Origin of the sequence: Streptomyces sp. NPDC059255, assembly GCF_042752355.1 — a bacterium.
Lineage (GTDB): Bacteria > Actinomycetota > Actinomycetes > Streptomycetales > Streptomycetaceae > Streptomyces.
On record NZ_JBHYZP010000005.1, the window covers coordinates 99026 to 125144 of the forward strand.

The window sequence follows — 26119 nt, forward strand, 5'->3', positions numbered from 1 at the left end:
GGATTGCCGCGAGGGTCTCGATGTGTCGCGAGGGTCTCGACGTGTCGCGAGGGGCCCCGACTGTGCCGCGATGACCCCATCGCAGGGCGATCGGCTCATATGCTCGGGCGATGACCGAACGGGAGAGCACACAGGAGTACGGCCAGGGCCTGTTGACGGGCCGGGTCGCGATGATCACGGGAGCGTCCAGCGGGATCGGCGCGGCCGCCGCCGCGCTCTTCGCGCGGGAGGGCGCGGCGGTCGTCATGACGGCCCGCCGCGCCGACCGGCTGGAGGTACTGGCGGAGGAGATCACCGCCGCGGGCGGCCGCGCACTGGCCGTTCCCGGCGACGTCACCGACCCGGGCGACGTGCGGCGGGTGGTCGAGGCGGCCGTGGAACGGTTCGGCGGCCTCGACTGCGCCTTCAACAACGCCGGCTACGCCACCATCGAAACGTCCCTGCACGAGACGGACGACGAGGTGTTCGACCGCACGATGGACGTCAACGTGCGCGGCGTCTGGAACTGCATGAAGCATCAACTGCCGGTGATGCTGGCCTCGGGCAGGGGCGGCTCCATCGTCAACACCAGCAGTACGGCGGGCCGTTACGCCACCGGCGCCTCCGTGCCGTACGTCGCCTCCAAGCACGCGATCCTCGGCATCACCCGGGCCGCCGCGGCCGAGTACGGGGAACTGGGCGTACGGGTCAACGCGCTGGTCGTCGGCACCACGCGCAGCGAGATGATCGACGCGGCGGTACACCAGGTCCCGGCGCTGGAGCAGGCGTTCATCGCCCCGCAGATCCAGAAGCGCATGGCGGAGCCGCGCGAGATCGCGGAGGCCGCGGTCTGGCTGTGCAGCGACCGCTCCTCGTTCGTCACGGGTACGGCGATGCCGGTCGACGGCGGGATCTCGGCGCAGGCGAAGGCGGGCTGACCCGGACCGATCCGGGCTGACCCGGGCTGACCCGGGCTGACGGCAGTCAGGGCGCCCCCGCCGGTCCGCGGCGGTCAGGGTGAGGTGGCCGCCCGGGGGCTCCGTACCGTGAGGCGCAGCGCCGAGCCGGCAGCGCCGACCCGCAGTCGCACGCGGCCCGCCGGGGCGTCGGAGTCGATCTCCGGGTGGTCGTCGCTGGAGACGCGCAGCACCAGCCGGTGGCCCGCCGAGAGCCGGTAGTGCGTGGGCCAGAGGTGTACGTCCAGGTCGTAGTACGTACCCGGGTGCACGCGCGAGAGCTTCGTATGGCCGTGCCGGTGGCTCGCCCTGAGCCATCCCGAGGTGATCCTCGTGGCGGTCCCGTCCGGCGCCTGGTCGAAGAGCACCGTCGCGATGTTGCCGTCGGCGGCGGTGAAGGAGGCGCGGACGCGGGCCGTGGCGTCGCCCGCGAGGACATGGTCGCGGCGCAGTACCGGTGTGGCGAAGCGGAGTTGCTGGTGCTCCGCCGGAGGGGCGGTCCCCGTGTTGACGTCGAAGGTGGACACCGCGGCGCGGCCGGGCGCCGAGCGCAGCGAGCCGTCGGGACGCAGCCGGAGCGTCAGGTCTCCGGCGTCCGGCGGTGGCCACCGGGCGAACCGCTGCCAGCCGGCGCCCGCTCCAGGGCCGGGCACCTCGTACGAGGTGACGCGCGCGGCGGGCAGGGGGGCGCGCCGGTCCTGTGCCAGCCAGTGGTCCCACCAGGCGAGGTAGGCGCCGGGGCCGATGCCGGCGTACTGGCCCTCGGGGTAGCCGTGCTCCCACGGCCCCGACACCAGCCAGACGTGCTCGGGCCGGGCGAGGTGGTTGTTCACCATGCCGTCCCGGTACCGGTCGTACCAGCCGTTGATCTCCAGGGTGGGCACGGTGAGCGCGTCCCAGCGGGACATCACGCTGCGGTCGCGCCAGAAGTCGTCGTACAGCGGGTGGGCGGCGTAGGTGCGGAGCGTGTCGGGCGCGGTCGCCTGCTGCCAGTCGCGGATACGGGCCGAGTAGATGCCGCCGCGGTAGATGGTGTTCTCGTACCAGTCGCTGATGCCGTTCATCGGGATGACGGCCTTGAGGTGCGGCGGCCGGTTCACCGCGGCGAGCAGGGTGGTGTGCCCGCCGTAGCTGACGCCCATCTGCCCGATGCGGCCGGTGGAGGCGGGGTGCCGGGCGAGCCATTCGACGACGTCGTAGTTGTCCCGCTGCTCCTGCGGGCCGAACGGGTCGACCGTGCCGGGGGACGCCCCCGCCCCGCGGACCTGGCAGACCAGCGCGTTGTAGCCGCGGCGGACGAAGAAGGAGGCGCCGTCCCCGAACGCCTCCAGGTTCGCGGCGTAGGCGGTGTACTCGTACACGATGCCCGGGAAGGCGCCGGGCACCGGGCGGCGCGAGGCGTCGCCGGGCCGGTAGAGCTGGCCCGCCAGGTATCCGCCGTCGCGCAGCGGCACGCGTACGTCCTGGCGCACCACGCCGTGGACGGCGGGGCGGGTGTACGAGAAGAAGGGGTCGGCAGGGACGGACGGGGCAGCTGTGGCGGCGGCGTCGGCGGGGGCGAAGGCGGAGGCGGCGGAGGGGGTGAGGGCCGCGGTGAGTGCCGTGGCCGTACCGAGGGCGCAGACGGTCCGGCGCCGTACGGGCCGAGGGGACTGCGGGCCGCTCGTGGAGGGGTGCATGCGCGGGTCTCCTTCCGGGGACGGGGACGGGGACGGAAACGGGGAGGGGGATGGGGACGGGGAGGGCGAGCGGGGTCCAGGGGCGGCCCTGGCCCGTATCAGAGCGAGATGGCCCCGGTGAGCAGGGCCGCGACGGTCATCACGAGGGTGGTGCCGAAGGCCCAGCGGAAGATGAAGCGCTGGTGCTCCCCGAGCTGCACACCGCTCATGCCGACGAGAATGAAGGTGGAGGCGGTGAGCGGGCTGAGCGGGAAGCCGGTCGTCATCTGGCCGAGAATGGCGGCCCGGGCGATCTCGGCCTGGTCGGTGCCGAAGCCGGCGGCGGTGTGCGACAGCACGGGCAGGACACCGAAGTAGTAGGCGTCCGGCGTGAAGGCCAGGCTCAGCGGCATCCCGGTGACGGCGACCAGGGGCGGCAGATGGCCGCCGAGGGAGTCGGGGACGACGGAGACGAGCGCCTCGGCCATCTCGGAGATCATCTTGGTCCCCGTCAGCACTCCGGTGAAGACACCGGCGGCGAAGATCATCGTGGTGACGAGCACCACGCTCTTGGCATGCTTCTCCAGCAGCGCCTGCTGCCCCTCCCACGTGGGACGGTTGACGAAGAGGGCGAGGGCGAAGGCGAGCGCGAACAGCACCGGCAGGGGCATGACCTCCATGACGAGAGCGACCAGCAGCACCAGCGTCAGCAGGGCGTTGAAGGCGGTGAGCCAGACCGGCGCCGCCGCGCGCGCAGTCTCCACCTGCGGGGTCTCCACGTGCGCAGTCCCCTGCGCAGTCCCCTGCGCGGTCTCCACCTGCGGGGTCTCCACCTGCGGGGTCTCCGCTTCCTGGCCGGCTTGCCGCTCCGTCCCCTGCCTCGTGTTCTGCCCCGCGTTCTGCCCCGCGTTCCGCTCGCCCGGCGGCGTCAGCGCGCCGAGCCGGCGGCGTTCGCGGCGGCCGATCCAGTACGACGCGGCCAGGACCCAGGCGATCCCGCACCCCATCGCGGGCAGGACCGGGGTGAACACCTCCGAACTGTCCAGCTTCAGCGCCGTCATGGCCCGGACCGTCGGCCCGCCCCAGGGGAGCATGTTCATCACGCCCGCGCCGAGACAGACCGTGCCGGACAGCACCAGCGGGCTCATCCCCAGGCGCTTGTAGACGGGCAGCAGCGCGGAGACGGTGATGAGGAAGGTGGAAGCGCCGTCCCCGTCCAGGGCCACGCACATCGTGAGCACGGCCGTACCGACGGCCACCCGCGCCGGATCGTTGCGGGTGGCGCGCAGTATCTGGCGTATCAGAGGGTCGAAGAGACCGGCGTCGACCATCAGGGAGAAGTAGAGGACCGCGAAGGCGATCATGATGCCGGTCGGTGCCACCGTGGTGAGACCGGCGAGGATCATCTCGCCCATGCCGCCCGCGAAGCCGCCGACGAGCGCGGCCAGCACCGGCAGCAGCACCAGCGCCACCAGGACGGAGACGCGCTTCGTCATGGTGAGCAGCAGGAACAGACCGATCGTGGAAAACCCCAGAGCTGCCAGCACGGGTGTCGCTCGCTTTCTCGTATACGGCGCACGGCGGGGAACCGCCGGGCGTCCGGTGAGCGGCGCCCCGCGTTGCGGACGAGTTTCGGAGCGGCGACAGATCGGCGTCCAGCATCAAACCGAGATCTGTCCATGCGATCTGCGCATCAATGCGCCGAACCTGTGCCTACACTCGCTCGCCATGGAGAGCACCCTGCGTCAACTGGCGGCCTACGCGGCCGTGGCCCGGGCGGCGAGCTTCACGGCCGCCGCCGCTCAGCTCCACGTATCGCAGTCGTCGCTCAGCCGCGCGGTCGCGGACCTGGAGCGGCAGCTCGGCGCACAGCTCCTCGAACGCGACACGCGGAACGTCCGGTTGACCGCCGCGGGGGTGGAGACCCTGCGGATAGCCGAGCAGATCGTGAACGCGCACCGCTCCGGGATGAAGGAGCTGGAACGGTTCCTGCTCGGCGAGTCGGGCACGGTCGCGGTGGCGACGCTCCCCTCGGTGGCCGCGGTGCTGCTGCCCCGGGTGATCTCCGCGTTCCGCAGGCAGCGGCCCCAGGTGACGCTGCAGATCATGGACGGGCTGGAGCGGTCCGTGCTGGGCCGGGTCCTGTCGGGGGACGCCGACTTCGCGATCACTACGGGCGAGCCGTCGGGGCAGCTGGAGCACCGCCCGCTGGTCCGCGACCGGTTCGTCGCGGTGCTGCCGCAGGACCATCCCCTGACCGGCCGGCCGGTGGTCTCCTGGGAGGACCTGGCCCGCGAGCCGTTCCTCGCGGTGGGGCGGGATTCGAGCGTACGGAGGCTCACCGACGCGGCCTTCGCCCAGGTCGACGCGCGGTCGGCACCGGCCACCGAGGCGGGGAACGTGGCGACGGTGGGCGGGCTCGTGGCGGCCGGCCTCGGGGTGTCCGCGATGCCCGCCCTCGTGCTGCCGCTCCTGGGCACCGGGCCGGTGGTCCACCGGCCGCTCGTCGACCCCGTGGTCGACCGCCGCCTGGACATCGCCCTGCGGACGCGCCGCCCCCTGCCGCTGGCGGCACAGCGGTTCCTGGAGACGCTGGAGGAGTTGCGCGCCCAGCGGCGCGACCTGCCGCCCGGGGTCTCCTGGGCCTGAGGCGCCGCCCCCTCGGTCCGCGTCCCGCCAACTCATGCGGAAAGCGCATGGATTGATGGATGTTTCTTGCTGGACAGGCATTTCCTCGCGTCGGCACGCTGAAGACACCGGTGTCGCGCCACGGCGCGGCGAACGACGGAATCGGCGAGGGAGCACGGTGGTGTCGAGCACAGATCCGGAAACCGGCGGCGGTCGTGGGCAGTTGCGCGGACTGAAGGTGGTCGAGTTCGCCCATGTGGTGGCCGGACCGCTGGCGGGCTCCATGCTCGCCGACCAGGGGGCCGACGTGGTGCACGTGGAACCGCCGGGCACGGGCGACGCGGCGCGCGGGATGGGCCCGAAGAAGGACGGCCACCCGCTGTGGTTCAAGGTCGCCGGGCGCAACAAGCGTTCGGTCACCCTCGATCTGCACCACGAGGCCGGCCGGGAGCTCGCCCACCGGCTCGTGGCCTGGGCGGACGTCGTCATCGTCACCCTGCGGGCCGGCCGGCTGCGCGCGTGGGGCCTCGACTGGGAGGCCGTGCACCGGATCAACCCGAAAGCCGTGCTGCTCCAGATATCCGGCTTCGGCGCGACCTCCTCCCGGGCCGACGCGCCCGGCTTCGGCAAGGTCGGCGAGGCGCGCAGTGGGGTGGTGCATCTGACCGGGTTCCCGGACAGCCCGCCCGTGCACACCGGCTTCTCGCACGGCGACGCGGTGACCGGACTGATGGGCGCGTACGCCGTCCTCGCCGCCCTGCACCGCCGCGACCACGACCCCGACTTCGACGGCGAGTGGATCGACCTCGCCCTCTTCGAGCCGCTGTTCCGGCTGGTCGAGTGGCAGGTCATCGTCCACGACCAGTTGGGCTCCGTACCGGAGCGCTCCGGCAACCAACTGGCCGTCGCCCCCGCGGCGGTGATCAACACCTACGCGTCCCGCGACGGCGAATGGATCACGGTCACCTCCGCGACGCTGCGCTCCGTACGCAACATCGCCCGGCTGCTCGGGCTGGACGAGGACGAGTTCGCCACGGTGGAGCAGCAGCACGCCGGGCGTGAACGGCTCGACGACGCCCTGCGGGCCTGGGTGGCGGAGCGCACCACCGCCGAGTGCCTGGACGCCTTCGCCCGTACGGACGTGGTGGCCTCCCCGGTGCTCAGTGCGGCGGACATCGCCGCCGACCCGGTCTACGCCGAGCGCGAGGACATCGTCACCGTCGAGGACGCGGACCTCGGCGCCGTACGGATGCAGGCGGTGATCCCGCACTTCCGGCAGCGGCCGGGACACGTCTGGCGGACCGGGCCCGCGCTCGGGCAGGACAACCACCTCGTCTACCGCGAGTGGCTCGGCCTCGGCGAGGACGAACTCGCGGCGCTGGAGAACAGCGATGTCGTCTGAGCCCCTCGCGTCCGGCCCCGGCGCGTCCCACGCGTCGGCCGGCCCGCCGCCTGTGTCGGCTCTGCCGCCCATGCCGGCCCGGCCACCCGCGCCGGCCCTGTCGCCGGAGACCGGCCTGTCGCCTGAGACCGGCCTGTCACCCGTGCCGGCCCGGCCGCCGGCGCCGACCTGGCCGCCCGCGCCCACCCCCCGGCCCCCGCTGCGCTCCCTGCTCTTCGTACCCGGCACCCGGACGGACTGGCTGCGGAAGGCGCGGGTGGCGGGCGCCGACGCCGTGATCCTCGACCTGGAGGACGCGGTGCCGCGTGACGGCAAGGCCTCCGCCCGCGACCAGGTGGCCGAGGCCGTCGCGGGCGCCGCCGCCGATCCCGGCGGGCCGGCGCTCCTCGTCCGGGTCAACCCGCTCGACGGCTGGGCGGCGGCCGAGGAACTGCGCGCGGTCGCCCGCCCCGGGCTCAGCGGGATCGTGCTGCCCAAGGTGGCCGGTGTCCACGACGTACGGTTCGCGGACCGGCTGCTCGACTGGTGCGAGCGCGAGCAGGGCCTGCCGCCGGGTGCCATCGCCCTCGTACCCCTCCTGGAAACGGCCCGCGGGCTGCGTGACGCCCACGACTGCGCGGCGGCGGCCGCCCGCGTCGCGTACCCGGGGGCGATCACCGGCGCGGGCGGCGACGTCGAGCGCGCCGTCGGCTACCGGTGGAGCCCGCAGGGGGCCGAGACCCACGCGCTGCGCTCCCGCGTCCTGTTGGATGTACGGGCCGCGGGCGCCCCGCATCCCGTCGCCGGGCTGTGGACACGTATCGGCGACCTCGAAGGGCTCCGCTCCTTCGCCGAACAGAACCGTTCCCTCGGCTACACCGGGATGATGGCGATCCACCCCTCCCACGTCCCCGTGATCAACGAGGTGTTCTCACCGCACCCCGACGAACTCACCCGCGCGGCCCGCCTGATAGCGGCCGTGGAGGAGGCCCAGGCGCGCGGGGCGGGGGCCGCGACCTTCGAGGGGGAAATGGTGGACGAGGCCATGGCGGCGACGGCACGGGTGCTGCTGGAGCGTCACTCCGTACCGGATCCCGGCGAGCCGGCCTGATCCCGCGTATGCGACCTGCGATGCGGTCATTGACTGGCACGTGCTGCGTGTCCACCCTGGTCTGGTTGGTATCTGCGGATTCCGCTGACTGGGGTGAGGGCTGTGGCCGTACTGGTGGTGCAGCACGGGCGAGAGGAAGGCCCGTACGCGATCGGTGAGGCGCTGGCGGCGGCCGGGCTACGGGTGCGGCTGTGCCGCGTGGCGGCCGGGGACCCGCTGCCGGGGAGCCTGGCCGGCGTCGAGGCACTGGTGATCACCGGCGGCCCGGCAGCCGCGCACCACGACGCCGGATCCGCCACGCACCACGCCGAACTGGCCCTGCTGCGCGCGGCACTGGCCGCCGAGGTCCCGGTGCTCGGAGCCGGCTCCGGGGCGCGGCTGCTGGCGGTGGCGGCGGGCGGCGTGGCCGGTACGGAGCCAGGTACGAAGCCCGGCGGGCGAGCGCGATGCGGCGACGTCCGCACGAGCCCGGCGGCGGCCGGGGACCCGCTCTTCACGGACGCGCCCGAACGACTGCGGGCACCGCACCGCCACGGCGAGGCGCTGGAACTGCCCGCGGGCGCGGTGCCGCTGACCTCCTGCGAGCGGTGCCCGGCGCGGGCGTTCCGGGTGGGCGGGGCCGCGTGGGGGCTGCCGTTCCACCTGGATTCGGATTCGGATACGTATACGGAAGTGACCGGCGAGGCCGACGAGACCGACAAGCGTGGTGAGGCCGACGAGACCGGCATGCTCGGTGAGGCCAACGAGACCGACAAGCTCAGCGAGGCCAGCGAGACCGACAAGCTCGGCGGTAAGGTCCCCCTCGGCGAGTTCAGCGCCCCCGCACCCCGTGCCCCGGCCGGGCCGGCTCCGTACCCGGACCTGCTGCTCGGGCGGTTCGCGGTGCTGGTGGCCGCGCGGGCGGCGCTCACCGCGACCCGTGCGTTCTTCGCGCCGAAGGCCGACACCTGGGAGGCACGGTTCGCCGCCGACGGGCCCAGGTACGAACAGGCCGTCGCCCGCCTGGGCCTGCGCCCCGGTCAGACGGCGCTCGACCTGGGCTGCGGCACCGGACGCGCGCTGCCTGCCCTCCGCGCCGGGGTGGGGGAGAAGGGGGCGGTCCTCGGCGTGGACGTCACCGCGGCCATGCTCCTGGCGGCGGCCCGCGAAGGGCGCTGCGGCCCGGCCGGCCTGCTGCTCGCCGACTGCTACCGGCTGCCGTTGCCGCCGGGCACGGTCGACGGGATCTTCACCGCGGGCCTGCTCGACCACCTCCCCGACCCGGTCACCGCCCTGCGCGAATGGGCCCGCGTCACCGCCCCGGGCGGTGCCCTCCTCCTCTTCCACCCCTCCGGCCGCGTCGAACGCGCCGCCCGCCACGGCCGCCCGCTGAGTCCCGACGACCCTCTGGGTGAACCGAACCTGCGGCCCATGCTGGACGGCAGCGGCTGGCAACTGGACTGCTACGAGGACGCCCACGCCTACTTCCTGGCCCGAGCGGTCCGCCTCCCCTGAACCGCGCTGCCCGCCTCACCGGCCCCGCGCGCGCCGCTACGACTCGGTCGAACCGGGCGTGGCCGACACGGGCGTGGCCGAACCGGGCTGGACCGTAGGGATCCGGTGCGTGAAGAACAGCGCGACGAGGGCGCTGAGCGCGAGGACGGCGAGTGCGGCGCGCAGCCCGTCGAGTCTTGCTGCCGCGTTCGCGTCGAGCGCGGCGGAGGTCACCTCCGGGCTCGCTCCGGCGTCCTTGAGCGCGGTCTTGAGCTGCGCGTCCGACAGGAACGGCACACCGCTCCGGAGCTGGGCGTTCGCCTCGCTCTTGACCGTGGACGGGACCGCCGGATTCTCTTCGACGCTGGTCAGGAACGACGTGGTCAGTGTGGCGATCAGGATCGACCCGGCGAGGGCCGTACCGATCGAGGCCCCGAGGTTGGTGACGGAGTTCTGGACGCCGCCGACCTCCGCGCTCTGCGCGTCCGGCACCGCGGACACGGTGACCGAGCCGAGCTGGGAGGCCAGCGCGCCCATGCCGAGACCGATGAGCAGCAGCGGAATCGTGACGATCTCCGCGCCCGCGTCCGCGTCGAGCGCGGCCATCAGCGCCACCGCCCCCGCGAGCATGGAGAGGACCCCGAGCCGCACCACCCGCCGCGGCGAGACGTCCGGGAGAAGCCGCGGGATCAGGGTCGCGGCCGCCAGCAGCGTCACCGAGAGCGGCAGAATGCGCGCGCCGGTGTCGAGCGCGGAGAGGCCGAGCGCCACCGACAGATAGAGCGGTACGACGAAGAACACGCCCATCTGCACGAGGTACTGGAAGAAGAACATGGTCAGGCCGCCGGTGAGCTGCTTGTTCTCCAGCAGCGCCGGGTCCACGAGCGGCTCCCTGCCCCGTACGACGAGCCGCGCCTCCCAGCGGAGGAAGGCCCAGAGCAGGAACAGCCCCGCCAGCATCAGCCACACGACCGGCGAGATCCCCAGCCACGACGGGCCGTCGGGCTTCGGCCGGAACCAGCCCCATTGGTCCGAGCGCAGCACGCCGAACACGAAGATCCCGAGCCCGAGGGAGGAGAGCGCGACCCCGACGAGATCGATGCGCGGACGTCTGCCGGGCGCCGCGTCGGCGACCCGCCGCGCGAGGACCAGGATGCCGAGCACGAGCACCACTTCACCGGCGAACACCCAGCGCCAGGAGAAGTACGTCGTCGCCACACCCCCGATGAGCGGCCCCACCGCGATCGCGACCGCCCCGGCGGCGGCGACGAGCCCGTACGCGCCGGGGCGGCGTTCCACGGCGAAGTTCCCGGCGACGAGCGCCACGATCGCGGGCAGGATCAGCGACGCCCCGACCCCCTCCAGGAGCGCCCAGCCGACCAGCAGCACCGGGAGGTTCGGGGCGAGCGCCGTCGTCAGCGACCCGCACCCGTAGACGGCACAGCCGATCATGAAGGCCCGCTTGCGGCCGATCAGCGCGCCCACCTTGCCGCCGGGGATCATGAGCATCGCCATCACCAGGGTGTACGCGGTGATCGCGCCCTGGATCCCGGTCACGGTGGTGCCCACGTCGTCGGCCACCGTCGCGATCGACACGTTCATGACGGAGCTGTCGAGCGCCATCAGGAACTGGCCCGCCGCGAGCGTCAGCAGGACGATCCGCGCCGATGCCGCCCTCCCGCGCGTGCCCTGTCTGTCCGCCTTGGGGGTCAACGCCGTACCGTCGACGAACCGGCGGGCGGGGCGGCGCCGGCGCCGGTGCCGGCGTCCAGGAATTCACGGATCGCGAAGGCGACCAGCGTGAGTACCGCGGTCCACACCACGACCGCCATGGTCGGGTAGGTCCAGGTGAACAGAACGATGGCCGCGACCACCAGGATGACGACCCCGATCCAGCGCTTGAAGCGGTGCACGAACCGCCCGACCGCACCCAGGCGAAGCCCCGCCGATCCCGCCGTGTCACGCAGCGCGGAGATGCTTCTGCGGCAGCCCGTGCGGGTGAGAACGGCGATACGGGACGGACCGGCGAGGAACGCGCCGATCGCGGTGAAGAGAGCGACCGCGGCGAGCGCCCGTACACCGGCGCGCAGGAACTTGATCAGCGCGTCGTACACGGCTCCGGCAGCGGGCTGGGACGTACCGGGAGGCAGATGGTTGAGGTAGACGTCGCGCGCGACGGTGAGGGCGATACCGAGGACCAGCATGGCGACGAACACCGCCAGCGCGGTCCCGATCAGCGCGTGCCGGCGGTTGAACGCCACGTAGACCCCGGCGGCGGCGATCAGCAGGGCGATGACGGGCAGCCAGCCGCCGAGGATCTGCAGCACACGCAGCCAGGTCTTGATCTTGCCGACATCCTCCGACGCGAACACGACGAAGCTCGTGTGGACGGTGGGGATCTTCGCGGCGGGCCCGAAGCCCGCGCTGACCAGCTCGTCCTTGACCTTGGCGACGATCGGGGCCACGTCGATGGTGACCTGGTTGTTCTTCAGCGAGACCGCGCTGTTGGCCTGCCCGGTCAGTGCCTTGTCGAGAGCGGTGTGCGCCCGGCGGTTGGCCTTCACCCAGACGGTCTGGAAGGTACTGCTGGTGACCACCCGCTCCACCGTGCTGCTGACCAGCTGCCCGAGCCCCTTGGTGATCGGCCCGTCCAGGCTCTTCAGCAACTGCGCAGCCCGGGGCGGGACGCCCTTCTGCGCAGCCGCGGTCGCCAGTTCCTTGACCAGGGCGTCCACGTTGATCTGCGCCAGCACCACGCTGGTGACCCGGTTGGTGACCGCCTTCTGCACATCGGGGTTCTTGGCCAGCGGCCCGACGGTGGCGACGTAACGGTCGGTGTCCCGCACGATGCTGTTCGCCCACACCGCCACGACGGACAGCAGCGACAGCAGCGCGGCGAGGAGGATCAACAGAACCGAGCCGACCGAGCGCCACGGATGCCGCCCCGCGGTCCGCGACGCCCCGCCCTTCTCCAGGGCATGGAGCCGACGCCGCAGTTCGTCCAGTTCGCCGCGCTCCGGGTCCGGGAGGCGACCGTCGCCGTTGTCGCTCATGACCACAAGAAGATCGCCATGGCGGCAAACGCGCGACCGGGGCGAAGCACCCGTGTGAACGCACCAGCTGCGTAACTACGCCAGCCCCAGGATCACGCGGACACACTCCTCCACGCGGCGCATCTCGCTCGGAGCCAACAGGCCGAGGCGCCGCCGAAGCCTGGGTTTGTCGACAGTGTGCAGGTCGGCGCAGTTCACGTACGACTCGTCGTACTTGGTCGTCCCGCAGTCCGGACCGATCGGAACGTGGGTGGAGCCGGGGCCAGGGGTCCCGGTGATCACGGCGACGGTGACCGCTGACAGAGGTTCCGCGACGCGGTTCACCGTGAGGACGAGAACCGGATGCGGGCCGAGGGGGCTGGGGAGAGCGCAACCCCATACCTCGCCCCGCAGGGCGGAGCCGATATTCACCATTCGGTCTCGTCCGCCGCCGCCAGCTCGTCCGCGGTCGCGGGCAGAACGCCCGCGGGAGTCGGAGCCTGGGCGCCCTGGTAGAACTCGCGGATGTCTCGGGAAGCGGCGACCTCGGCTGCCTCACGGGAGAGCAGCCGAAGCCCCTCGCGCAGGGCATCGGACAGCGAGTGCAGCTTGAGGGTCTGCATCACCTGCTGCAGGTCCTCAAGCTCGTCCGGGCGCAGCCGCACCTGGGCCACGCTCGTCGCGCCGCCCCCGCCCTGCTTCGGACGGGCCGCGGACGTGGTGGGCCTCCTGGCCGTGGTACCTGAGGCACTGCTCTTCGAGTCGGGCTTCGAAGCCATTCCTGCCTCCCTTCCCCTCGTGTATGACAAATGTCGTACACCCAGTCTCATTCTCGTGTCTCCTTTGGTCAAGCGCTCTGAACCGACGGCTCAGGCGGTAGCCGGCAGGCGTTCCTCGGACGGCCGGCAGTCCCGGCAGTGGCGTACGGGTTCCGGTGCGCGAAAGGCGCGCTCGCAACCGTCGCAGGTCTGGAAGGGCAGCATGACGGGGCGCCCGGTGTCCTCCGGGAGGGGAGGTGGGGGAGGTGCGGGCAGCGGCTGCTCCCGCAGGCGGAAGGCCAGGACGCGGGCCGGGCGGGTCCGAAAGCGGTCGGGGAGTCCCGTGGTGAGCAGTTCGGTGATCTCGGGTGCTCCGACCCCGGCGGCCAGCCACTCGGAGACGCCGGGCGCCAACTGGGCGGCCTCGCGGGCGGACAGTACGAGGCGGGGATCGACGCGGCGCAGCGTCGACAGTACGGCGACTGCCAGCGGGTCGGCGTCGGCGAGCGGCGCCGGTTCCTCGGCCCGCTCGCGGACGTCCGGAGCGGGCGCGGCCTCGGGCGCGGGCGCCGCCTCCGTGGCGGGCACCGAGGCTAACGGGGCTTCCCCGGCGCCGCGCCGCTTGCGCGGCCGGGGCGGCTTCGACGGCCCGTCGGGGCCATCGGTTCCGTCGCCGCCGCCGGGGACGTCGTAGAAGTACGTCCGCGTACGAATCTGCCCGGTGGGCAGGCGCTCGCGGCGGCGCTCCAGGTATCCGGCCGCTTCCAGCTCCCTGAGGGCCCGCGAGATCAGGATCTCGCCCTCGCTGAAGTGCTCGCACAGGGCGGTGATGCTCACGGGGGCGCCGTCGGGCAGGGAGAGGATGTACGCCGCGACACCGACCGTGACCGCGCTGCCGCGCCGTTGCGCGAGGGCGTTGGAGATCACGGTGAAGTCGGCGGTGAGCCGGCTGCGGACATGAATCACGCCGGAGGTCGGAGCTCCGGCGGCAGCGCGCTGAGGCGCGTTAGACTGCGAATCAGCCATCGGGAAGGTCTTTTCTTCCTGAGAGGTCAGGCCCTCGATCGGGATTGCCGTCCCGGCCGGGGGCCGAAGTCTGTGTGCGGTTGTCGCGGCGAACGTAACCGCTCGTATCCCGCCCCTGCAAGCCGGTCACTCGGACGAGTGACGCGGGCCGTTCGGCCGGGGAGGGTGGGAGGGTGGGTAGTTCTTTTCCCAGGTTCTTTGGGGAGGTCAGTGGCGTGCCGGGCCCTCGCGGACAGGGGTCCGGTGAGCCCGGGACGTGGACGGCGACCGGAGCCCGGCCGCCTCAGGGACGGTGGTGTCCGGCCCTCAACTCACCTATGAAGGCGGCCCAGGCGCCGGCTTGGAAGCACAGCGCCGGACCGTGCGGGACCTTGCTGTCACGGACGGGGACGACGGCCTCCTGGAATCCGTCGGCCACCTCCACGCAGTTGCCGCCCTCCTGATTGCTGTAGCTGCTCCTGTGCCAGGCGGCGCCGTTCAGTTCGGGACGGGACCTTCGCGCCACGGTATTTTTCCTCCCACACGGATCGGATCATGTCCAGAGACATGGGCGGGGGCAGGGCTGCCGCCCGAAGCCGATCGTAGGACAGTGAGAAGCTCCTGACCTCGTCCGGATCCTCGATGAGTTGGCCGTAGTGCGCGCCCTCCGTATAGGCGATCTCCGTGCCGTCCGGCATGGTGAGAATGGTGAGCGAGCCGCCCATCGCATCGTGCTCGCCTTGGTCGAACGGCATTACCTGCAAAGTGATGTGAGGGGCCGTCTTGCTCGCGAGCAGTTGTTCCACCTGCTCGCGCATGACCGCTCGGCCGCCGACCGGACGCCTGAGCACCGCCTCGTCGAGGACCACCCAAAGCTCCGGCCGGTCGGGTGAGCGAAGCCGCTCCTGCCGCCCCACGCGAACGAGGACCCGTTCTTCCAACTGTTCCTTACTGCGGAGCGTCCGGCCGACACGCAGCACCGCCCGTGCGTACGGCGGTCTGCAACAGACCCGGCACCAGATGTCCCGCGTACTCACGAATGACGACCGCCCGCTCCGAGTACTCCATGAACTTCCGCGACCAGTCCGGAAACGCCTCCCGGTACACGTACGGCCACAGTTCCACCAGCAGCTCGTCCGCGCCGAGCGCCCCGTCCAGCGCCCGCGCCAGCTCCCGGGTGGGCTTCGCCCCGGACGCCCGCTCGATCTGGGTGATCCGGGTGCTCACCACATGCGTTCTGTCGCCCAGTTCGGCCTGGGTCAGTCCGGCCGCCGTACGGAGCCTGCGGACCCGCGCACCGAACAGCGCGGCCATCGATGTACTGGGATCAATTGCGTTGGCCAAAGCGTCACTTCCGTTCCTTACGGGGTGAAAAGTAAGGCCGAGTCACCTGTTGATCGTAGGCCGACCGGACGACTCTTGAGTGCGGAAAGTGATGAATTGTGCACACCGTGCGACATCTCCCCGCTCGACAGAGAAGGACGGAACACCCCCGTGCTGACAGAAACGACCGTCCCGGCGGATGAGCCCGGGCGCGATGCCGCGCCCCCAGTGGCGGAGGCACTTGCCCTCGCCGACGGACAGGGCGCACCGCCGCCGCTTGTCGCGCAGTTCGCCTCCTCGCCGCAGAGCGCGCGACTGGCCCGGCGGCTCGCCGTACGGCACCTGGGCGAGTGGGGGTATCCGCCGGCGTCGGACGTGTCGTGCGCGGTCGCCCTCGTCGTCGCCGAACTCGCCGCGAACGCCGTGCGGCACGGCCGCGTGCCCGGACGCGACTTCGGCCTCCGGCTCGCCCTCGACACGGCGGCGGGCCTGGTGCGCGTCGAGGTCGCGGACGCGGCGTCGGCGAAACGGATTCCCCCGACCGCGCCTTCGTCGGCTCCCGAGGGCGAGTCGGGCCGAGGGCTGCTCCTGGTGGACGTCCTGGCCGTGCGCTGGGGTTCGGCGCCACGTCACCCGCTGGGCAAGACGGTCTGGGCGGAGCTGGCCATCACCTCGCCAACTACCGTATGAAATAGCTGAGTCGGAGGGGGCAGCGCAGTGAGTCGTCTCGCTGCCTGAGGCCCGTATGTAGGCAGGTTCTGCCTGACCACGGACATGGCAGTGGAGACGAGCCGCTGCCCCGCTCACAGGTCGAACAGGGCGTCACCCGTGTCCGATGTCGCTTTCAGCGCCTTGGTCGCCTCTGCGGGCACAGGAAGGATGCCCGCTGTGGCCGGCTCCGTCACCGTGATCAGTGGACCCGGGCACACCTCATCGAAGAGGGCAGGCTGCGCCGGCTCCTCCCGCACGAGCAGGCCGAGGACATTCAGCAGTTCCAGCTGTTCCGTGGTCCATGCGGGAAGCCGGCGCGGAGCTACCACGTGGTCCAGTTCGAGGCGTCGCTTGCCGGCGGGTTTTCTCCGGCGGTAGCCGAACCACTTGTTGAGAATGTTCATTCCGGACACTTCGTACTTCCGGACCGCGAGGGGCACCGGACTGATCCGTCCAGCGCCGACCCACAGGTCCGGTGCCACAGGGTCGTACGCCGGCTTCTCCGGCATGGTTTCCGCGTCGTCCGGGATCTCCTCCACGCACCGGGGGCGGTCGTATGGCAGCAACACCCTGCCGTACGGCCTCCCGGCGCTCTCGTCGGCGTACCGCTCGCCGTAGGTGTGCAGCCACAGGACAAGCTGACCGATGGCAACGCTCCGCTCCCACAGACGGGGGTCCCCGGCGAGGGGGATCCGCGTACCCGGGACTTCGAGGTCTTCCCGGAACCGGGTCGTGTACTCCGGGTGGGACGCGACCGCGGCGATGTTGGCGAGCAGATCTTCGGCGACGACCGGCACGTCGAGCCGCCTGGAGAGCAGGGGGAGCAGACCGGGCGTGACGCTGGGCATCGTGCCGGCGGCGTTGCGGTAGAGGGGGCGGGCACAACCGCTGCGGTTGTTGAAGTAGTCCATGTCAGTAAGGGGGAATCTCATCTTCGGCAGAGAATCTGGCCCTATGGATCTTCGACCTCTGGGCCGGTCGATTTCCGGAGCTGACCGCAGTCAGAGTCTCCGAGACGCCCAAGACGTGGGCCGAGTACCGGCCGGAGTGATGGCGACCGGCGGTTGACGTCCTGGGGCGGTCCGGCTGGCCCTCCGTGACGGATCCATCACGAACAGCGTCCCGCGCAGGCGAATCCACCCGATCAGACCATACGCGCGCAGCGGCTGCCCACCGCCCGCCGCACTCGGGAGGGAAGCCCCGTGCGGTCCCGCTGTCGTAGCTTCCCGGTAGACCCGCGGCAGCACCCCCACCACCGCACCCGCCGAGAACTCCGTGACCTGCGGACTCCCACCCCGGACCTTCGCCTCACCGGTCACCGTCGGAGCCACCACCACAATGCGGTCGGTCCGGGGAGCCCGGATCATAGCTACGAGCGAATCGAATGGACGACTACCCGTTCGGGCGCCGGCACGGGCCCGATCCGCAACGGATGAGGGGTCTGCGATGAAAGATTTCGCTGGGGCCAAGTGGGGCTATGTGACGCGCAGAATCGACGACCGGGACGCGACCGTGCCCGGTGGGTCGGTTCGCGAACCGCAGCTCGGGGATCTTGTGGTTGCCACCGTGGCCCACTTGGGCGAGCTTGACCATCTGGAGGATGTCCACGGTCGGCGCGTCCGTCTCTACTGGGGCGACATTGTGGTGGGTGCGTACGGCAACCGGTATGCCACGGACTTCTACGAGGGTTACCTGCCGACCGGGCCCAATGTTCATCTGCTGACGGCGGGCGGCCTTGTGGGAACGGTCGCCTCGGCGCATACGCGACGGCTGCCACCGACCGAGTTGAAGGTGATCGGCACGCTGAACGACCGGTCCGGGACGCCACTGTCGCTGGAACACTATGCGCGGACGCCTTCGCCGCACACGGCGCCGGAGTGGGGCACTCTGGTCGTGCTCGGCTCGTCGATGAACGCGGGCAAGACCACGACGGCGTCGGCCATGGTGAGTGGCTGGACGCGAGCCGGACTGGCTGCCGGTGCGGGCAAGGTCACCGGTTCCGGCAGTGGCAAGGACCGCTGGACGTACATCGACGCGGGCGCCAGCACCGTGGCCGAATTCCTCGACTTCGGTATGTCTTCCACGTTCGGCTATCCGGTCGAGCGGCTGCGGACCACGATGATCGCCATCCGCGATGCCCTGGTCGACGACGGTGCGGACGCAGTCGTCCTGGAGATCGCCGACGGGCTGCTGCAGTCCGAGACACGGGCGCTTGTCGAGGGCCTGCCCGGATTCGCCCACGGTGTCGTACTGGCGGCGGCCAACGCGCTGGACGCAGTCGCCGGGGTGACGATCCTGCAGGGACTGGGGGTCCCGGTCCGCATGGTGAGTGGCCTGGTCACCGCCAGCCCCCTCGCCTCGCAGGAAGCACACGCGGCCACCGGACTGCCGGTCCTGTCCCCGCCACAGCTGGCCAACGGCGCGGCCGTGGACCTGGTGCGCGCACCGGTCCGGCAGACCGTCGCCCCGGCGGGACCCATTGCCGACGCTGTTGTCCGGGGATGATGCCCCGTGATCCCGGCGATCGTCTACATACCTGACGGACGTCCCTGGCCCGGGCAGTTGCGTGAAGCCGCCCTGGACGTCATCGAGCTGCGGCCGGCCGAAGTGGTGCTGCCCGAGGCCACGGTCCGTGACGAGCGCGGCGGGCGGCTGTTCGACGGCTCCACGTTGATGTTCGACCCCGCGGCCGGTGGCGGCCCCCTGGCTGACGCCGTCGCAGACCGGCAGGCCCGAGCTTTCGGCGTGACCAATACGGCCTTCCACGTCCAGCGTGCCCTGCGGTTCGCTTCAGCCCTGCTCGGTCACCCTCTCCCTCGCCTGCTGGTCAGAATCGGGATGCACAACCAGCCCCGCCGCTGGCACGGAGGGCATTACCGGCTTCCCAGATCGTCACTTACGGACGAGCCCGCCACTCTCAGCTGTGCCGGTGAGGTCCATCTGGGGGGCGGCGCCGGATTCCTTCCGACACCAGATGGCAGCCGGTATTTCCACGCCCCCGCACACAACACCGCGATCATCTGTCACGAGGTCGGCCATCATCTGTGCCGGCACACCGCGGACTTCCGGCTCAACCGACTGCGTCCCCCGGCGCAGCAGACCAACCGGAAGATCGCTCTGGACGAGGGCACCGCAGATGTCCTCACGGCCATTCTGCTGGGCACCTCGGACATCTACGGCTGGCACCGCGGGACCATCGCCGAGTGGGACCCGCGGCGCCGCAAACTGCAGCCCCGGTGGACAATGGCGCACTTCTTGGGCGGGCGGGACCAGGACCCGCACGCCGACGGCACCGTGTGGGCATCGGCATGCTGGTCCGCGCGTGAGCGGGTTGTCGCCACGGGTGCCGACGCGGCACGCTTCGATGCGGCGCTGCTGCGCGGCATGGACTCGGCCGGAGCCGATGCCGCCCGGCTGACCAAGGAGGCCCTGAGCCAACGCCGCCAGTTCTCCCGGCTGCTGTCCGCGATCACGCGTGCCGACCCCGGACTCGCGCCGGTGGTGCTGACCGCCATGGCCGAGCACGGCATACGCCCCGGCGCGAGCAACGCAGCTCTCGAAGGCGCCGCCCGCGCGGACCTGACCGGGGAGGTGAGCAGATGAAGGCCCGCCGAGCCGATGTGGGAATGATGCGATACCTGTGGCGATTCCGTTCCTACGGCCGCCCGCACCTGGGCACGCTCGTGCTCGGCGTAGGACTGCGCATCGGAGAGCTGATCGCCGACCTGGCGGCACCCTGGCCACTGGCGCTGGTCATCGACAACGTACTCAAGGGCCGGACCAGCGGCCCACTGTCCTGGCTCACGGGCATCGTGGGCTCGTCACCGCTGGCCATGCTCAGCGTAGCCGCCGCCGCACTGCTGCTGATCACTCTCGCCTCGGGGACGTTCGACTACCTCGGTGACCGTGTGATGAACAGCGCCGGAGAGCGGATCACCGCGGAGATCCGCACGGACGTCTTCGCCCACATGCAACGGCTCCCCATGAGCTACCACGACCGGCAGGCCGTCGGGGAACTGACCAGCCGCATCGCGATCGACACCAGCCGGATCCAGGACGCTCTGGTCGACCTGTTCTCCAAACTTCTGCCCGGACTGCTGGCCTTCGCGGGCTACGCCACCGTCATCCTCTCCGTCGACTGGCGCCTGGGGTTGATCGCGATCGGGGGCGCCCCGCTGATATTCTTCACGGCCGCGCGCTACACCCGGTTGACCCGCCAGACGGAACGGCGGCAGCGCGCCGCCGAAGGACACCTCGCCACCTTTGTCACCGAATCCCTTCAAGGCATCCGTACCATCCACGCCTTCGGCCGCCAGGACCTGCACGACGCACATTTCGCCAGCAGCAACAGCACCACCCTCGACGCCGGCCTGCGCAGCGTCGAACTGCGGGCCCGATTCACCCCACTGCTCGAAGCCGCCGCCGCGGTGGCCACCGCGACACTGCTGTGGGCGGGCGGCCTCGGTGTCGTGAACCACTGGTGGAGCGTCGGGCTGCTGGTCGTGGTGACCAGCTACCTCAAGGACATGATCAAACCCATGCGATCGATGTCCCGCCTTTCGATCACCTTCCCCCAGGGCGCGGCCTCAGCGGAACGCGTTGCCGCCATCCTCGACCAGCCACCCCCGCCCCCGACACCACACCGGCGCCTGCCCGACCGCGCCACCGGCCGGATCGACCTGCGCGACATCACCCTCGACTACGGCCGCGGCCCCGTCCTGAACCACTTCGACCTCACCGTCCACCCCGGCGAACACCTCGCGCTGCTCGGACCCAACGGCTCCGGCAAATCCACCGTGCTCTCCCTCATCGCCGGGCTCTACCCGCCCACCCGCGGCCGCCTGCTCCTCGACGGACTCCCCCTCGCCGACATCCCCGCCATCTGGCGGCACCGCCAGATCGCAGTCGTGCTGCAGGACACGTTCCTGTTCTCCGGCACCATCGCCGACAACATCCGCTACGCCCGACCCGACGCCGGCCCGCACGAGGTCGCCTGGGCGGCGGAGGCAGCCCTGGTCACCGAGTTCACCGAACGCCTGCCTGATGGCCTGGGCACCCGGCTCGCCGACCGAGGCGCCGGACTCTCCGGCGGCCAGCGCCAACGCGTCGGCATCGCCCGCGCCCTGCTTGCCGACGCCCCCGTTGTGCTGCTCGACGAACCCACCACGGGACTGGACAACGCCGCCGAAGAAATCGTCGTCCGCGCGCTCGGCCGCCTGGTCGAGAGCCGAACAGCGGTCATGACCACCCACCGACCGGCCCTCACCCGCCTCGCCACCCGCACCATCCATCTCGACGACGGCACCCTGCGCACGTGCCCCGGTCCGGCCTCGGTGTCGGCCCGGCGGGAGGCTGCGCGGGCGCCCCGGCGAGCCGCCTGACGCGTCCAGTCCCTGAGGGACACTGCGATTGCTGTACGCTTTCTGCCGGCAAACGCGTCAGAGGGCCTATCGGATCTCTCCGATAGGCCCTCTGGCCAGCGTCGGGGTGGCGGGATTTGAACCCACGACCTCTTCGTCCCGAATGAGGTTCGGGTGGGAGTGGCACCGGCTGTGTTGCTGTTTTGCCTGTTCAGGACCTTGGCGTGCGGTGGTCTCGGACAGTCTGGGAAGGTTCTCGGGAGGGATCCGGCTCCCAGTTGGCTCCCAAGGGGAGTCATCACTCGGACGCGTCGCTTAGATGCCAAGGCTATGCCGGTGGTGTGGTCGACGGCGGTGCCCCGAACCGTGTGGCATGAGATCAGTCTTGGCACTCGCCTCGCCTGTAAGCCGGACCGCCGGAGCGAGTGTCACGTAAAGTTCGGAGCTGTCGCACGCTGGCCTATCCGTGAATCAGGGAACACTGATGACCCAGCAGCTCTGGACCAGTCAGAGACATAACACCGTCATCGGTCGTGTCGGCCTGTCGCTCCTCGCTCGTCGTGCCGTTGGCGACCTTCAGCTGGAGCCAGGCACGGGGGCACTCGATTACGGGTGTGGACGTGGCGGCGATGTACGAGCATTGCTGCACCTCGGCCTCGATGCTGTGGGCTGGGACCCGGTGCACTTTCCTAACGGGCGGCGTGAGCCGGCCGAGGTGGTCCCTCTCACCTATGTCCTGAAAGTGATTGAGAATCCCGCCGAACGGCGCGAGACGCTCCTTCGGGTCTGGGACCTCGCCAAGTCGGGCTAGTGGTGTCCCGCGAGGTTGAGGTGGGAGCGCAACCAGATCAAAGGCACCGAGTACGGCGACGGCATCCTCACCCAACGCCGTACCTTCCAGCACCTCTACGCCGCCGGCGAGCTTCGCGACTACGTCGAGGAAGCCACCGGTGTCCACTGCGTGTCGGCTGCGCCTGGCATCGTTTACGCGTTCAAGGACGATGCGGCGCAACTGAGTTATCTCGCCCGACAGGTCGCTCCTGACGGGGAGTGGCTGGCGTCCGAGGACACCGCCTCGGCGATCACCTCGGTCGTCGATCATCTCGAACAGCGCGGCAGGATGCCTCAGCTGGAGGAAATGCCGCAGCCCATCATCAGCCTCCTTGGCCATCTGCGCCCCGCTGAACTCAAGCGCCTTGCCGAGCAGGAAGCCGACCCCGCGAAGGTAGAACGAAGCGCCGAGCGCGGAGCCCTCGACACACTGCAGTTCCTCGCGCTGGAGCTGTTTCACGGCCGAGGCCCGGTTAGCAGTCTGCCCCTGCCGGTTCAACTGGACATCCGTGCCTTCTTCCCGTCGTATACCGAGGCGTGCCACCGAGCGGATCGGCTGCTGTTCAAACTGCGCGACGACACCTACGTCCGCCGGGCGATGAACGGATCAATCGCCGGCAAATTCACCGCGACCGCCCTGTACGTTCACCGCCGCGCACTCCATCGGATCCCAGCCGTGCTGCGCCTGTACGAGCAGTGCGCGAGCATTGCTGCCGGCCGTCCTGGCGAGTGGTCTGTCGTCAAGCTCCGCCATCAGGGCCGCGGGGTCAGCTGGCTCGACTATCCCGAGTTCGACGCGGATCCCCACCCGCGAATCGCGGCCTCGTATGCCGTCGACCTGAAGACCCTCAAGTCCTCCTTCACCTCGTACGCGGACTCCAACAACCGTCCCCTGCTGCACCGCAAGCACGAGTTCCTTGCCGAGGATGATCCCGACGCACCCAAGTACCGGAGGCTCACGGACGCCGAGGTCCGCGCCGGTCTTTACGAGAACCCGCACCTGATTGGCACGGAAGAGGGATGGGGGCGCGAACTCGGCCGCAACGAGCGGGAGTTGCGAGGCCATAGGCTCGTACGGCGCACCACCAGCACCTGAGCCTCGCTCCGGTTCTCGGCGCCGCAGTGATTGTCAGTGCCGTGTGCCACGCTCCACCCATGACCACCACCTGGATGGAGGGCTCCTGCCTGCCCTCATACCGAACGCTGTCCACCCTCGCGCTGTCCGAGCCCGAGGACCATGTCCGCGAACTCACAGACTGGGTGGAGCATGCCTCCGCCGTCACAGGAGTCCCCGGGGCGCAGAACGGCTGGGACACGGCCTACAAGTGGCTGCGTCTCGCCCAGGGCCTGCGTACGGTGACGTTCGACATGTCCTACGACGACGGCGGCATGTGTTCAGCGGGCCTCGACTTCGACGCCGTCTGGACCGAGATGATGGAGGAGTGGCAGCAGCACCAGGTCCGTCTCGGCTACCTGCGCGCAGCACTCGAAGGATTCGTCCGGCTGCTGCACTCGGACACCACGGAGCCTGGGCTCGCCGTCGAGGCCGCTGAGCAGCGGCTGCAACAACACCCCGACACATGGCCTGTGCACTCGCATGCGGTCGCCAACCATCTGCGGACGCATGCCCGGGACGGCGTGCCGGGCGCTGGCACGCCGGTGGCGGCAGCGGTGACTCAGGCGATTGCCCAGCACGAGATGGCGGTCCGGGGCCATGCGCCCATCCCCGAGCCGGGCAGCGACGTGGACGGGAAGGTCTTTCCCACGGGGCACACCGAGGTCTGCACGGTCAAGGAAGCCTCCACGGTCCTGCTGTTGGGGATGCAGCTGCTGATGGCGGCAGCGGTGAAGGAAGACCGTGTCGCCGTCTTCGACGACAAGTACCTTCTCGACGGCATGTGGATTCCCGACTCCGCAGGCGGCAGCCGATGGGTGGACGAAGAAATGCCCTACGGCGAATACCTCGCCGTCCTCCACCTTCAGCCCGGCGAGCCGCCCGAACTCTGATTCCGGCACCTGCAGTGCCCTGTGGCGGCCATGTCGGCATCCCAGGGGCAAACGATGGGTGGGGCCCGAAGCCATGGCTTCGGGCCCCACCCATCGTGGCTTGCTCGGTACGTATCAGGTCATGCACCAGCCGGAGTCACACGCTCCCTCATCTTCATCGCCGTCACCTTCCCCCGGGCTCTCGTCGGGGATGGCCTGTGTGAGCGGGACGCCGTACCTCGTGAGGTAGACGTCATCCCGGCCGAGCGCGGCCCGTCGGCGGTTGATTGTCTCCTCGAGCCGGACCGACCGAGCGAACAGCTCGGGCTCGTGCCTGCGCTGGTGACGCCAGGCGTCGACGGTTCGGAAGGGGCAGAAGAAGCAGGAGCTCTTGGGCGGTACCGGCAGGCCAGCCTCGGTGATGATGCGCTCGCAGTCGTCTCGGCGCAGCCCGAGGTCGAGGAGAGGGTACTCGATGACCTCGTGGGCTTCCCTCCGCCGACGGTTGGCGCGATGGATTTCGTCGAGCGAAATGCCGATGCCGACCGCCGCCGGTGCCTTCGTAGTGGCGCCATGCTGCCGGAGCCACCGGCCGACCACCTTGATCTTGAAGTCGGCGGTGCAGTTGCGGCGGCCAGGAGCGCCGTTGGCCATGCGGACCGGAATGGGGATAGACCGAGTGTCCGGCCGGTTCAGCCGCTGCATGAGCGTTTCCGTGGCTCCGTCGCGTCGGTGTCGCTTGAGCTCGTGGACATCCAGTCCTGCGCGCGCGGCGTACGGGATGGCGATCTCACGCACATACGCGAGGGTCGCCGGATGCTCGCTGTCGTCCCCGACGTTGGCGAACAGGAAGGTGCGGAAGTCGATCTCTCGCTGAGCGGCCAGCACGAGCAGGGCTGTGCTCTGGACACCGCCTCCGTAGGAAACAACCTTCATGGGGCGGCGGTTCGGCTTGCTGGCAGTAGTTCGAGGGACGGAGGCAGTGGGATCGGCGTGATGGGCTCCGGTGGTCTGCTGCGAGATCGACATATGAGAGACAGTATGGATATAGCCCGACGGCATCAAGTGTTCCTCTCACAGCTGGTAGCGAACAACTGCAATGGCCGTCCGTGAGTGTTGGTGATCGCGTGTTATGAACGGCGCTCTAGCGCTGCCGTTTCGCCTCGGGTGGCTGGGCTGGACTGATCGCGTTGGAGCGGTGATACCGGTTGCTGGCCTGCCAGTGTGCATGGCCGGGCTCGGCGGTGGGCGGGGTCCTCCGGGGCCTTCGAGTCGTGGCCGGACTCTCGTGATGGCGCCTCGGCCCGCCCTCAACCGAATCGGCGGGAGGCGCCTTCAGCGCAGCAACGGGTTGGGGCTGCGGTGCTGCTCCGGAATTCCGGAGCAGCACCGTGATTGAGCGGCCCTCGCGGCAACGCGGCCAGCTCGTTGCTCCCGAATCCATAGGTGGAGTCCGCAGTGACCCGGGTATCCATGAGCGCTCGATGAGCTACTCCTGGTGATAGGGCCATCGTTCGACGAGGTCGAAGCCACGGTCAACTGTTTCTGGGACAAAACTGAGATGATCGCTCCGTCGTACGCACGCTGACCTGCGGTGGAGCCCTCCAGGTTTTTTGTCCCCAGATCGGGACGTCGGTGCAACAAAACGGGCTGGGTGAGGCCAGCGATTGGCCTCCGCGCTTGGGTGCCTGTCACTATCGATCTCTGCGTACGGGTGGCGTCGGCAACCGCTGCCGAGACGCGTGCAGTTGGAGTCCGCAGCAGACAATGAGAAGGGATATCCCTTGAGTCGCAAGCCGCAGCGCGCACACTGCGCCGAGCCCCAGATTCGCCCACTGACGTTCCCAGAAGTGACCCTCATCATCGTGGTCATCGTCGTGGCGGTAGCTCTTTCGCTGTCCGGGATGCCTACGTTGGGGGTGCTCGT

General features: G+C 70.5%; 22 protein-coding genes and 2 pseudogenes. 13 read left to right on the forward strand and 11 right to left on the reverse strand.

Translation table 11 applies throughout. From position 1 onward, the window contains the following. Positions 1-110: 110 nt before the first annotated feature. Positions 111-917 carry an SDR family NAD(P)-dependent oxidoreductase gene (locus ACFXKG_RS09270; RefSeq protein WP_384834762.1) on the forward strand — a complete coding sequence of 269 codons (807 nt, stop codon included), beginning with the start codon at positions 111-113 and terminating at the stop codon, positions 915-917. Between the two features lie 74 nt (positions 918-991). On the opposite strand, the gene ACFXKG_RS09275 is transcribed toward ACFXKG_RS09270, so the two are convergent. Further along, positions 992-2614 carry a CocE/NonD family hydrolase gene (locus ACFXKG_RS09275; RefSeq protein ID WP_384834765.1) on the reverse strand — a complete coding sequence of 541 codons (1623 nt, stop codon included), beginning with the start codon at positions 2612-2614 and terminating at the stop codon, positions 992-994. A 98-nt stretch (positions 2615-2712) separates the two neighbouring features. Further along, the gene (locus ACFXKG_RS09280; RefSeq protein WP_384834767.1) at positions 2713-4140 is read right to left on the reverse strand and encodes a CitMHS family transporter; all 1428 of its coding nucleotides are present in this window, start codon (positions 4138-4140) and stop codon (positions 2713-2715) included. Positions 4141-4321: 181 nt separating this feature from the next. Here ACFXKG_RS09280 and ACFXKG_RS09285 point away from each other — a divergent pair, with 181 nt between their 5' ends. The 4 genes from ACFXKG_RS09285 (at position 4322) to ACFXKG_RS09300 (ending at position 9207) form a co-directional block, all read left to right on the forward strand. After that, positions 4322-5242 carry a LysR family transcriptional regulator gene (locus ACFXKG_RS09285; RefSeq protein ID WP_384834769.1) on the forward strand — a complete coding sequence of 307 codons (921 nt, stop codon included), beginning with the start codon at positions 4322-4324 and terminating at the stop codon, positions 5240-5242. 160 nt (positions 5243-5402) lie between these two features. Further along, positions 5403-6623: a CaiB/BaiF CoA transferase family protein gene (locus tag ACFXKG_RS09290; RefSeq protein WP_384834772.1), complete on the forward strand. Its 1221-nt coding sequence runs from the start codon at positions 5403-5405 to the stop codon at positions 6621-6623. After that, complete coding sequence (locus ACFXKG_RS09295) at positions 6613-7713, forward strand: HpcH/HpaI aldolase/citrate lyase family protein (RefSeq protein ID WP_384834774.1); 1101 nt, start codon at positions 6613-6615, stop codon at positions 7711-7713. The genes ACFXKG_RS09290 and ACFXKG_RS09295 overlap by 11 nt, the downstream gene beginning before the upstream one ends. Before the next feature lie 102 nt (positions 7714-7815). Beyond that, complete coding sequence (locus ACFXKG_RS09300) at positions 7816-9207, forward strand: methyltransferase domain-containing protein (protein WP_384834777.1); 1392 nt, start codon at positions 7816-7818, stop codon at positions 9205-9207. A gap of 36 nt (positions 9208-9243) precedes the next feature. Here ACFXKG_RS09300 and ACFXKG_RS09305 read toward each other — a convergent pair whose 3' ends face one another. From ACFXKG_RS09305 to ACFXKG_RS09335, 7 genes and pseudogenes are all read right to left on the reverse strand, one after another. Further along, on the reverse strand, positions 9244-10899 hold the full coding sequence (locus ACFXKG_RS09305) for an MFS transporter (RefSeq protein WP_384834780.1): 1656 nt from the start codon (positions 10897-10899) through the stop codon (positions 9244-9246). Beyond that, complete coding sequence (locus tag ACFXKG_RS09310; RefSeq protein WP_384834783.1) at positions 10896-12239, reverse strand: hypothetical protein; 1344 nt, start codon at positions 12237-12239, stop codon at positions 10896-10898. The genes ACFXKG_RS09305 and ACFXKG_RS09310 overlap by 4 nt, the downstream gene beginning before the upstream one ends. A gap of 75 nt (positions 12240-12314) precedes the next feature. After that, positions 12315-12653: a type II toxin-antitoxin system PemK/MazF family toxin gene (locus tag ACFXKG_RS09315; protein WP_384834786.1), complete on the reverse strand. Its 339-nt coding sequence runs from the start codon at positions 12651-12653 to the stop codon at positions 12315-12317. Continuing rightward, the gene (locus ACFXKG_RS09320; RefSeq protein ID WP_384834789.1) at positions 12647-12997 is read right to left on the reverse strand and encodes a hypothetical protein; all 351 of its coding nucleotides are present in this window, start codon (positions 12995-12997) and stop codon (positions 12647-12649) included. The genes ACFXKG_RS09315 and ACFXKG_RS09320 overlap by 7 nt, the downstream gene beginning before the upstream one ends. A gap of 90 nt (positions 12998-13087) precedes the next feature. Further along, positions 13088-14002 (reverse strand): hypothetical protein, encoded by a 915-nt coding sequence (locus ACFXKG_RS09325; protein WP_384834792.1) that lies wholly within the window; start codon positions 14000-14002, stop codon positions 13088-13090. Between the two features lie 283 nt (positions 14003-14285). Then, positions 14286-14426, reverse strand: coding sequence for a DUF397 domain-containing protein (locus ACFXKG_RS09330; RefSeq protein ID WP_384834794.1), 141 nt, complete (start codon positions 14424-14426; stop codon positions 14286-14288). Beyond that, a pseudogene (locus ACFXKG_RS09335) lies at positions 14380-15295 on the reverse strand (helix-turn-helix domain-containing protein). The gene ACFXKG_RS09330 and the pseudogene ACFXKG_RS09335 overlap by 47 nt, the downstream one beginning before the upstream one ends. A gap of 180 nt (positions 15296-15475) precedes the next feature. Between ACFXKG_RS09335 and ACFXKG_RS09340 the strand changes: the two are divergent. Beyond that, entirely contained in the window at positions 15476-15994 is a 519-nt protein-coding gene (locus tag ACFXKG_RS09340) for an ATP-binding protein (protein WP_384834797.1), read from the forward strand. Positions 15995-16107: 113 nt separating this feature from the next. Here ACFXKG_RS09340 and ACFXKG_RS09345 read toward each other — a convergent pair whose 3' ends face one another. Continuing rightward, the gene (locus tag ACFXKG_RS09345) at positions 16108-16947 is read right to left on the reverse strand and encodes a type ISP restriction/modification enzyme (protein WP_384834800.1); all 840 of its coding nucleotides are present in this window, start codon (positions 16945-16947) and stop codon (positions 16108-16110) included. Here ACFXKG_RS09345 and ACFXKG_RS09350 point away from each other — a divergent pair. The 7 genes and pseudogenes from ACFXKG_RS09350 to ACFXKG_RS09380 form a co-directional block, all read left to right on the forward strand. Beyond that, positions 16941-17066: pseudogene (locus ACFXKG_RS09350) on the forward strand (6-pyruvoyl tetrahydropterin synthase family protein); the annotation flags it as partial. The gene ACFXKG_RS09345 and the pseudogene ACFXKG_RS09350 sit on opposite strands and share 7 nt — an antisense overlap. A 395-nt stretch (positions 17067-17461) precedes the next feature. Further along, positions 17462-18520, forward strand: a complete 1059-nt coding sequence (locus ACFXKG_RS09355) for a DUF1611 domain-containing protein (protein WP_384834803.1) — start codon at positions 17462-17464, stop codon at positions 18518-18520. 6 nt (positions 18521-18526) lie between these two features. Beyond that, the gene (locus ACFXKG_RS09360; protein WP_384834806.1) at positions 18527-19618 is read left to right on the forward strand and encodes a hypothetical protein; all 1092 of its coding nucleotides are present in this window, start codon (positions 18527-18529) and stop codon (positions 19616-19618) included. Beyond that, entirely contained in the window at positions 19615-21396 is a 1782-nt protein-coding gene (locus ACFXKG_RS09365; protein WP_384834809.1) for an ABC transporter ATP-binding protein, read from the forward strand. The genes ACFXKG_RS09360 and ACFXKG_RS09365 overlap by 4 nt, the downstream gene beginning before the upstream one ends. Before the next feature lie 463 nt (positions 21397-21859). After that, on the forward strand, positions 21860-22186 hold the full coding sequence (locus ACFXKG_RS09370) for a hypothetical protein (protein WP_384834812.1): 327 nt from the start codon (positions 21860-21862) through the stop codon (positions 22184-22186). A gap of 15 nt (positions 22187-22201) precedes the next feature. Next, positions 22202-23302 carry a DNA phosphorothioation-associated putative methyltransferase gene (locus ACFXKG_RS09375; RefSeq protein WP_384834815.1) on the forward strand — a complete coding sequence of 367 codons (1101 nt, stop codon included), beginning with the start codon at positions 22202-22204 and terminating at the stop codon, positions 23300-23302. Positions 23303-23361: 59 nt separating this feature from the next. Further along, entirely contained in the window at positions 23362-24213 is an 852-nt protein-coding gene (locus ACFXKG_RS09380) for a hypothetical protein (protein WP_384834818.1), read from the forward strand. 114 nt (positions 24214-24327) lie between these two features. On the opposite strand, the gene ACFXKG_RS09385 is transcribed toward ACFXKG_RS09380, so the two are convergent. Further along, positions 24328-25128, reverse strand: coding sequence for a phosphoadenosine phosphosulfate reductase (locus ACFXKG_RS09385; protein WP_384835273.1), 801 nt, complete (start codon positions 25126-25128; stop codon positions 24328-24330). Positions 25129-26119 lie beyond the last annotated feature (991 nt).